General features: G+C 53.4%; 9 protein-coding genes and 1 pseudogene. All 10 read left to right on the top strand.

Annotated features, from left to right (window positions below; translation table 11 throughout):
* A partial coding sequence (locus tag J5286_RS05940) for a transposase domain-containing protein (protein ID WP_209189634.1) occupies positions 1 to 78 on the top strand: 78 nt, incomplete at its 5' end.
* A gap of 340 nt (positions 79 to 418) precedes the next feature.
* Entirely contained in the window at positions 419 to 2,698 is a 2,280-nt protein-coding gene (locus J5286_RS05935) for a YfhO family protein (RefSeq protein WP_209189633.1), read from the top strand.
* A 246-nt stretch (positions 2,699 to 2,944) separates the two neighbouring features.
* Positions 2,945 to 4,135, top strand: a complete 1,191-nt coding sequence (locus J5286_RS05930; protein WP_209189632.1) for a DegT/DnrJ/EryC1/StrS family aminotransferase — start codon at positions 2,945 to 2,947, stop codon at positions 4,133 to 4,135.
* Entirely contained in the window at positions 4,135 to 5,076 is a 942-nt protein-coding gene (locus tag J5286_RS05925) for a glycosyltransferase family 2 protein (protein ID WP_209189631.1), read from the top strand. Before J5286_RS05930 ends, J5286_RS05925 begins: the two co-directional genes overlap by 1 nt.
* On the top strand, positions 5,073 to 6,002 hold the full coding sequence (locus J5286_RS31490; RefSeq protein ID WP_209189630.1) for a WxcM-like domain-containing protein: 930 nt from the start codon (positions 5,073 to 5,075) through the stop codon (positions 6,000 to 6,002). The genes J5286_RS05925 and J5286_RS31490 overlap by 4 nt, the downstream gene beginning before the upstream one ends.
* Entirely contained in the window at positions 5,995 to 6,375 is a 381-nt protein-coding gene (locus J5286_RS31715; RefSeq protein ID WP_209189629.1) for a GtrA family protein, read from the top strand. Before J5286_RS31490 ends, J5286_RS31715 begins: the two co-directional genes overlap by 8 nt.
* A gap of 134 nt (positions 6,376 to 6,509) precedes the next feature.
* Positions 6,510 to 6,740, top strand: a pseudogene (locus J5286_RS05910) (transposase); the annotation flags it as partial.
* Between the two features lie 94 nt (positions 6,741 to 6,834).
* Entirely contained in the window at positions 6,835 to 7,245 is a 411-nt protein-coding gene (gene tnpA / locus J5286_RS05905) for an IS66-like element accessory protein TnpA (protein ID WP_209189628.1), read from the top strand.
* A complete protein-coding gene (tnpB, locus tag J5286_RS05900; RefSeq protein WP_019565571.1) occupies positions 7,242 to 7,589 on the top strand; it encodes an IS66 family insertion sequence element accessory protein TnpB in 348 nt (115 codons plus the stop codon). Before tnpA ends, tnpB begins: the two co-directional genes overlap by 4 nt.
* A 45-nt stretch (positions 7,590 to 7,634) precedes the next feature.
* Positions 7,635 to 9,175, top strand: a 1,541-nt coding sequence (gene tnpC / locus J5286_RS05895) for an IS66 family transposase (RefSeq protein ID WP_209189627.1), incomplete at its 3' end; no start/stop codon positions are given.

Raw genomic sequence — 9,175 nt, 5'->3', positions numbered from 1 at the left:
AAGCTCAACAATGTCGAGCCGCTCGCCTATCTCTCGGACATCCTCACGAGGATCGTCAACGGCCATTCATATACCTAGATCGACGAGCTGCTGCCGTGGGCCTACGCTGAAAGCTCGAAGGCAAAGCCGTGGCCTGATAGCACGCTTACGATGCTTTCGATAATAAGATCGATCTCAACGCCTCACATAAGAGTTGGTGGCGAATTCGCAGGCGGATGACGACGCGCCGAGGGCGAGCACTCCATCCGTACGGGTTGTCACAGTGGGCCGTTTGAAGGAGTTCTAGGGAGAAAAGCGTTGGAAATGCTCCCGTGTTGCTTGTTATCGAGACGTCCTTCGCGGTAATAGAGCTCCTTTATCATATCAGAGATATGAACTCGGCATTCGATTGCCCTAGCTAGCTAAATAGGTCGCTAAGATGTTGGAAAGATTTTATAGCCGGGTGCTCAAGCAGCCTGTCGCCATGTTATTCTTAGCGGCCGTGGCATTGAGCTTTTTTTATTTTATTTTTTTTGGCAAAACGATAGGTAGTACCGCACAGCAGATGGCCAGTTATTATCCTTGGCGGGGCGCGGGAATTGATTTGAGCGTGGTCAAGTCACCGTATCCACAGACCGACTTTGCAGATAGTTTTTTTCCGCATTGGCGCTTTCTAGCTGCGGAGATTAGAGCCGGGCACCTCCCATTCTGGTATCCGTTCGATTTCGGTGGGACAAGGGCGCCAGAGACCGGGCTTTTTGGCTTCTATTACCCGCCTCGCCTTATTTTGTTTTTTCTATTTGGAGCTATGTGGGGCCACACCATAATGATGGTCCTACACGCGTTTTTTGCCCTAGCCTTTTCTTATAAGTTTCTGAAATGGCTTGATTGCTTTCCAGCATCGGCATTTTTGGGTGCGGTAGTTTGGACATTCAATGGCCATAATATTTACCATTTATCGCTTGAATTTGTGATGATTATTGCGGCTTGGTTGCCGTTGTCTCTTTGGTGTGCCGGAAGGGCGATCCAGGATTGCTCGTGGCGATATGCAGTGTTATCCGGCACTGCAACTGGGCTGACATGGTTTAGCGGGTACGCCAATTACAGTTATGCGTTCGGTGTTGTCACATTTGTTTGGTGGTTGGTACTGATCGGTAAGAGCCAAGGCACGCTTACCTTTAGGAGCATAAGGCCTTTTGCCTTGGCAGGCGTTGCCGCCCTCTCATGCCTATTAGTCGGTGCGGCGATCTGGTTACCCTTTTTGGATGTATTTCGTTCGGCTATTCGCATACCTGCAACATTGGATGTACAGCTCTCAGAGGCAATTAGCCCGATCGCCGCCTTAAAAGGGATAGTGTGGCCGGATAGTTTGTCAGGCCCAGTTTGGGGTTACGATTCTCCAAGCATGATCTTCGTCGGCGGCCCCGCATTACTAATGGCCGCAATTGCAATCTTCAATCGGCGCAGCTGTGTCTGGTTCTTCTTTATACTTGGGATATTGTCTTTCTTATTTGTCGTTGGATTTGGACCTCTTTTTCTAGTTGGGCATGCGATCGTTCCAATGTTCGGAGCGATCCATCCTTCTACAATTGGCTCTCAGTTGTTCGTTCTCGCGATTTCAACATTGGCCGCATTCGGATTGGACCAATTCATTGTCTTCACATCCGCCTATATTGGGCATGCCCGGGCACGCGGTATTGCCTATCTCGCCGCGGGTTCCACCACAGTTTTGCTTTTTATTTTGCTTCAGACCAGCCAGCCGATTGAACCAATTAAGGACAAATTTTCTTTTCCAGCTACACCGCTGATCTCTAAGGCTGCAGCGCTACAAAGTGAGCTTCAATTCCGGCTGGTGCCCGCTCAGCCGGTAGGAACAAACTGGCAGCCGCCAATATTTTTTGCGGGCTCAGCGGCCTCCGCGGGCCTGAAATCGGTTTTCGGATATGATTCTCTGGTTCAGCCTGAGAATTTTTGGATTGCAGAAATCGTGGCTTCGGGGGGTATTGCCCCGAGCGTTGTATCTGAACCAAGTAAGGCTGCTCTCGGCAGCATAAAGATCGACCAACTGCCCATTAATCTTCTTGAGGCCCTTTCAGTGGGATTGGTTGCTGGTGTACCGGGGGCGACGCCGGATGAGCAGCAAATTCGTGATGGTGGTCTCAAGCAAGTCTACAGCGGAAATGACGGATCGCTTTGGATCATTCCGAAAGCTGCGCCTCGCGCCTTTATGCCTTCTGGCTGGAGAGCCATGCCATGGAGTGCGGAAGCGCTTTCAGTTCTGACTGACCCGGGCTATCGACCGCAAGATCGCGTAGTTTTACATCCAGCAAATTCAGACGAGCAGACGCTTTTAGCGACCGTCAGCGAGCGCATAAATACAAACGACAGCAAGGTGTCCATCGCTTATGAGAATTCTGATCATTTAACGTTGGATGTTGTATCTCAAGAGAAATCGTTAGTAGTTGTCAACGATACATGGGCACCTGGTTGGCGAGCAGAGGTGAATGGATCTCAAGTGCCAATTTTCAGGGCAAATTACGCTTATCGCGCAATTATCGTGCCGGCTGGTCGTTCCGTGATAAAAATGAAATATGAGCCGCTACCCTTAATTATCGGTATCGCCATAACGGCTTTATCTCTTATCGCTATTGGGATTGTCATCGGCAGCTTATGGCTGACGCGCTTAAAGGCTAACGTTAAAACGCCCAAGATTGTTTAGTATTGTGGAAATTTTGAGCGTCTTTACCAACGCGACTTTGTCGTTTCCGCCTTGCTGTGGGCGTCACCACTTCTTTCCCAAAAGGATTGATGTGGACAACCGAGCATGTTGTGCCAATACTAGGCATATCCCGTTGCGTCCCGGCACTATGAACGGGGGCGTTCCGTGTTTCTCACATCCGACGATTGAGGGCCGCAACAAGCGCCCGTCGGGTGATGAACTAACCATGGACTCGGGACCATCTCCTTGACCGATCTTGCCAGTTATCGCATAGGTACCGCAGTTCCGAACAACAAGAGTTTGCTAATGTCCGATTACGTTGCGATTCCTTTCAACGATCTAGGGCGCGTATTTTCACGATTTCAAGACCCTTTGGAAGATGCAATTTTGACGGCTTCGCGAAGCGGTTGGTGGCTGAACGGAAAGCAGGGCTCAAAGTTCGCTGAGGAGTTCGCCAATTTCGTTGGGGTCAAACATTGTTTGAATGTTGCCAATGGTACGGATGCGCTCGAGCTCGCACTTCGCGCGCTGTCTATTCTTCGAGGACCCATAGCAAGCGAAGTAATCACAGTTGCGAACGCTGGTGGTTACACAAGCACCGCGTGTCGGCAGGTCGGTCTTGTACCGGTATACGTTGATGTCGAGGCGAGTTCGCACCTATTGGATATTGACGCGGCAGTTGCCGAGTTGAACGCCCAGACGCTTGTTGTTGTTGCTACTCATCTCTACGGCGGAGCAGTCGACATCAGAGCTCTTCGTGCAAAGATGAATGCCGCTGGATTTTCCGGCGTACCGATCTTGGAGGATTGCGCGCAGGCCCACGGAGCTTCTGTCAATGGCGCTCTGACTGGATCAATGGGAGAGGTTGCAACTTTTAGCTTCTATCCAACCAAGAATTTGGGTGCCATGGGCGACGGTGGGGCCGTTGTGACCAGCGACGATAACATCGCATCGACGATCAAAAAGTTGCAGCAGTATGGATGGTCCTCAAAGTATGCGATCGGGCTGCCTGGTGGACGGAACTCGAGAATGGATGAGTTGCAGGCTGCCGTTTTAACTGTCTTGCTGCCACATCTCCCGAGCCTCAATGCTGAACGCTTGGCCATCAGAAAAAAGTACAGCGAAGCTATGCCATCTAGCGTCAACATGGTCGATGGTGGTGATGGTGCCGTTGCGCACCTAGTGGTCATCGAAAGCGATGATCGCGACGGACTGAGGGCGCACCTTTCTAACAACGGCATTGCGACTGATATCCATTATCCGATTTTGGATGGAGCTCAAGCTGGTTGGCGTAATCTGCCAATGCGCACCGCGAAAGGCGGGATAATCACGTCAGAGAAGATTACGAAGCGCATCGTTTCGCTTCCGTGTTTCCCTGGGCTGACTGAGAAAGAGACGGACCGCGTCTGCGCCGCCTTATCGGATTGGAAGTCATAGTGAAGACGTACTCCTTAGTTGTCCCAGTGTATCGGAACTCTGAGGGAATTCCGTCACTGATCGAGGCGCTGGTGAAACTCGACCGGTCGCTGTCGCATGATATTGAGTTCGTGCTCGTTGTAGATGGTTCTCCAGACAATTCAGGTCCGCTGCTGAAGGTGGCATTGAATAAGTCCGATCTCGACTTCAAACTGATTTTTCACAGCCGCAATTTCGGGGCTTTCACCGCAATTCGGACGGGTATGGAAAAATCCACAGCGGAATTCATGGCTGTCATGGCTGCGGACCTTCAAGAGCCACCAGAACTTATACTTAGTTTTTTCAAAATTCTGTCATCTCGCAGGGCCGACGTCGTGTTCGGGAAGAGAGAAGGGCGAAACGATCCGTTGGTAGCCAAGACTCTATCGAATGCTTTTTGGGGAGCGTATCGCCGATTTGTTATGCCGGACATGCCCAAGGGCGGCGTTGATATCTTCGGATGCAGCAGAATTGTTCGAGACGCTATTATTCAAATCGAAGAACCGAATAGTTCGCTAGTAGCGCAACTATTTTGGGTCGGCTTCAGGCGTGAGTTCGTCCCGTACGTCCGGCTAGTTCGTGAACATGGCAAAAGTGCATGGAACTTCTCTCGGCGCTTGAGATACATGGTAGACAGTATCCTTTCTTTTTCCGACCTTCCTATTATGCTAGTGCTCTGGCTGGGTGTAGTGGGTTGCACAACAAGTGCGATTTTTGGTTTTGCCACGTTAGTCGCGAAACTGTCCGGTCTCATTACAGAGACCGGGTACACAAGTCTGATATTGCTGACCCTATTTCTCGGATCTCTGATCCTATCGGTTCAGGGACTTTTAGGGATGTACATTTGGCGCACAGCAGAAAATACGAAGCGCAGGCCGCTTCGGGTTATTAGTGAAATCTACACCAGGGACTTAAGTGAATGACAAGCCAAAGCTATAGTGTTCATCCTAATGGAATTTGCGAAAGCGAATATATTGGTGATGGTACGCGTGTGTGGGCTTTCGCTCATATTCTTCCCGGTGCCGTTATCGGCTCGAATTGTAACGTCTGCGACGGGGTTTTTATCGAAAACGATGTCGTCGTCGGTGACAATGTAACAATCAAATGTGGGGTTCAACTTTGGGACGGGGTACGAATTGGCAGCAATGTTTTCATTGGGCCAAATGCGACCTTGACCAACGACAAATTTCCAAGGTCAAAGGTCTACCCTGAAAAGTTCGCAGAAACCGTGATCGAAGATTTTGCATCGATTGGAGCCAACGCTACGATCTTACCCGGCATCAATATTGGGCGCTCAGCGATGATCGGCGCCGGTGCTGTTGTAACCAAAAGCGTTCCAGCAAATGCTGTTGTCGTGGGTAACCCGGCCGTGATCGTTGGTTATCAGACTGAAACAGGTGAGCCCGAACGTGTCACAGTCGAGCTCGAAAACAAGGTAGCTCTAAATGTGGGCAGGTGTGAACTGTGGCGCCTGCCACGTTTCGCTGATCTTCGGGGGCAGCTTGCGCCGCTGGAATATGAGAAGGATTTGCCGTTTGTTCCGAAGCGCTCCTTCATCGTTCATGGCGTTCCGAGTAACAAAGTCCGTGGCGAGCACGCGCATCATCAATGTAAGCAGTTTTTGATTGCGGTACACGGGAGCGTTTCTGTCGTGATAGATGACGGAACGAGAAGGAAGGAAGTCCAGCTCTCGGACCCATCAACGGGTCTGTACCTCTCCCCATTGGTATGGGGCATCCAGTACAAGTTCGAGCCTAACTCCGTGCTATTGGTGTTTGCGTCTGACCCTTACGAGGCTAGTGATTACATTCGCGAATACAAGCAGTTCCTCGAGCTAGTTAATGCTTAGGAATGTTGCGGAAGTCCGTCAGGACGTCGTCCGTTTCATCGTTGCGGGCATCGTAAATACGGCCTTTACGACCGGTATTTACTTCTCCTGCTTGACGATAACAGCTCCTTCAGTGGCTTACGCGATTGCGTGGGCTTGCGGCATGGCATTTGTGTTCTTCGTCTATCCAGACAAAGTTTTTCGGGGCGGAAGTAACGCATTGTCCGATAGGATTAAATTAGTCCTATCGAACATTTTGGTGTTTGTAGTCGGCTGGCTATTGCTAACGTTTCTCCTGCGAGCAATAGGAGGAAGCATTCTGCCCTACTGCATAACAGTTGGGATTACGACGTTATGTAACTTCGCGATGGGTAGGCTTATAACGCGATCTTAGTGCAGTTAAATTGACTAAAATATAGGCTGACTTAAATGGTGACCTTGCCCCGTTGAAATAATCCATTTTGAAGTAAGCTCTGGCCCATTGAGAGGACCAGGGAATGAAGCGCAGTCTGTTTCACAGACGAACAGATCATCGGCATTGTGAATGAGCACGAGGCAGGCACGCCGGTCTCGGAACTTTGCCGCAAGAACGGCGTCAGCGATGCCAGCATCTATAAATGGAAGGCCAAACTCGGCGGCATGGACGTATCCAAAGCCAAGCGCCTGAAGGCGCTGGAAGACGAGAACACGAAGCTGAAACGGCTCCTTGCAGATGCGATGCTGGACAATGCGGCTTTGAAAGACCTTTTGGGAAAGAAGTGGTGACGCCCGCAGCGTAACCCCACGGTGAAGGCCGTCTTGCGATGACAGGCTGCTGACTGTCAGTCCTAGTGGTAACACTAGGAGTAGTCATATGACGAAGCATCCAATTGAGGTGATCACGTCTGTGGAGCGCCGTCGGCGGTGGTCACGCGAAGACAAAGAGCGCCTTGTCGCGGCCTGCTTTGAGCCAGACGCAGTGGTATCGGAGATTGCCCGCGCGGCCGGTATCCATGTCAGTCAATTGTTCCGTTGGCGCAAGGAGCTTTGCCGGGTCGAAGAGCAGAACATCGAGACGGCAACCACCTTGGTGCCGGTGGTCGTGGCCGAAACAGTTCCGGCCGCGCCTGCCGTTCAACCGGAACCGCCCACCACATCCCATTCTCGTCGGAAGCGTAGCGATGTGACGATCGAGCTCGGCCGGGGCCGTCGTGTCCGCGTGGACAGCGATATCGACACGGAGGCGCTTGGCCGCATCCTCGAATGCGTGCTGGGGCTGCGATGATCCCAGTTCCAAGTGGCGTAAAAGTCTGGCTGGCGACGGGCTATACCGATATGCGCAAAGGCTTCCCCGGTCTGTCGTTGATGGTGCAGGAGGCGCTGAAGCGCGACCCGATGTGTGGGCACCTGTTCGTATTCCGCGGCCGCGGTGGTGGCCTGATCAAGGTGATCTGGCATGACGGCCAGGGCGCTTGCCTGTTCACGAAGAAACTGGAGCGCGGCCGCTTCATCTGGCCATCAGCGGCCGATGGCACAGTGGTGATCACGCCCGCGCAGCTCGGTTATCTGTTGGAAGGTATCGACTGGCGGATGCCACAAAAGACCTGGCGGCCGACGTCGGCCGGATGAGCAAAAACACTGGAATGACGGGGTCGAATATGATTCCATCCTGTCATGAGCAATGCGACCGAAGAGCTTCCGGACGACCTTGCCAGTGCGCTTGCACTGCTGGCCCAGGAACGCGCTCGACGTGTCGCAGCCGAAGCAGAAGCGGCGACCGCCAAGGCCGAAGCCGCCAGCGCAAAGGCACTCGTATCGCATTCCGAGGCGCTGATCGCACGGCTGAAGCTGGAGATCGACAAGGTTCGTCGTGAACTCTACGGCAGCCGGTCCGAGCGCAAGGCGCGGCTCCTGGAACAGATGGAACTGCAACTCGAGGAGTTGGAAGCGGACGCCGGTGAGGATGAACTAGCGGCGGAGATCGCAGCCAAAGCCTCAACCGTCAAAGCCTTTGAGCGCAAGCGCCCATCACGTAAGCCCTTTCCCGAACACCTGCCACGCGAGCGCGTCGTCATCGCTGCTCCCGCCAATTGCGCCTGCTGCGGATCGGCCAAACTGTCGAAGCTCGGTGAGGACATTACCGAGACCCTGGAGGTCATCCCGCGTCAGTGGAAAGTCATCCAGACGGTGCGGGAGAAGTTTACCTGCCGCGAGTGTGAGAAGATCACGCAGCCGCCGGCACCCTTCCATGTGACGCCCCGCGGTTTTGCAGGACCGAACCTGCTGGCGATGATCCTGTTCGAGAAGTTCGCCCAGCACCAGCCGCTCAACCGCCAGAGCGAGCGCTATGCCCGCGAGGGCGTCGACCTCAGCTTATCGACGCTGGCAGATCAAGTTGGAGCATGCGCCGCGGCGTTGAAGCCCATTCACTCCCTGATCGAGGCGCATGTCCTTGGCTCCGAACGTCTGCATGGCGATGACACGACTGTGCCGATCCTGGCGAAGGGAAAGACGGATACTGGCCGCATCTGGACCTATGTCCGGGACGATCGGCCGTTCGGAGGGCTCTCACCACCGGCGGCCCTTTACTATGCCTCGCGAGATCGGCGGCAGGAGCATCCAGAACGCCACCTGAAGACCTTCACCGGCATTCTGCAGGCGGACGCTTATGGCGGCTACAATCCGCTGTTCAAGGTTGATCGCGATCCAAATCCGCTGAGACAAGCGTTTTGTTGGGCACACGCGCGGCGCAAGTTCTTCGTGCTCGCCGACGTTTCCGCAAACGTCAAGCGTGGAAAGAACGCCGCGCCGATCTCGCCTATGGCGCTCGAAGCCGTCAAACGGATCGACGGCCTGTTTGATATCGAGCGGGAGATCAACGGGTTTACGGCCGATCAACGCCTGGAACGTCGCCGCAAGGAAAGCCTGCCGCTCATCGATGATCTGCAAGCCTGGCTTCAAACCGAGCGGGCAAAACTCTCACGCAGTTCTCCGGTCGCCGAGGCCATCGATTATATGCTCAAGCGATGGGACGGCTTCACGTCATTCCTGGACGACGGCCGGATTTGTCTGACGAACAACGCCGCCGAGCGAGCCCTGCGAGGCTTCGCGCTCGGCAGGAAGTCCTGGCTCTTCGCCGGATCAGATCGTGGCGCTGACCGTGCCGCCTTCATGGCCACGCTGATCATGACCTGCTTATGCCGCGCGCGGCATAA

The organism is Rhizobium sp. 16-488-2b (assembly GCF_017741815.1).
In the GTDB taxonomy this organism is placed as follows: Bacteria; Pseudomonadota; Alphaproteobacteria; order Rhizobiales; family Rhizobiaceae; genus Rhizobium.
Note: the sequence above shows the minus strand (reverse complement) of the source record. Positions and strands in the feature narration are given on the sequence as shown.

Bases quoted from the DNA above. Each gene is read 5' to 3' on its own strand.
- J5286_RS05935 (WP_209189633.1), top strand. From the start codon at position 419: ATGTTGGAAAGATTTTATAGCCGGGTGCTCAAGCAGCCTGTCGCCATG.
- J5286_RS31490 (WP_209189630.1), top strand. From the start codon at position 5,073: ATGACAAGCCAAAGCTATAGTGTTCATCCTAATGGAATTTGCGAAAGC.
- J5286_RS31715 (WP_209189629.1), top strand. From the start codon at position 5,995: ATGCTTAGGAATGTTGCGGAAGTCCGTCAGGACGTCGTCCGTTTCATC.
- tnpA (WP_209189628.1), top strand. From the start codon at position 6,835: ATGACGAAGCATCCAATTGAGGTGATCACGTCTGTGGAGCGCCGTCGG.
- tnpB (WP_019565571.1), top strand. From the start codon at position 7,242: ATGATCCCAGTTCCAAGTGGCGTAAAAGTCTGGCTGGCGACGGGCTAT.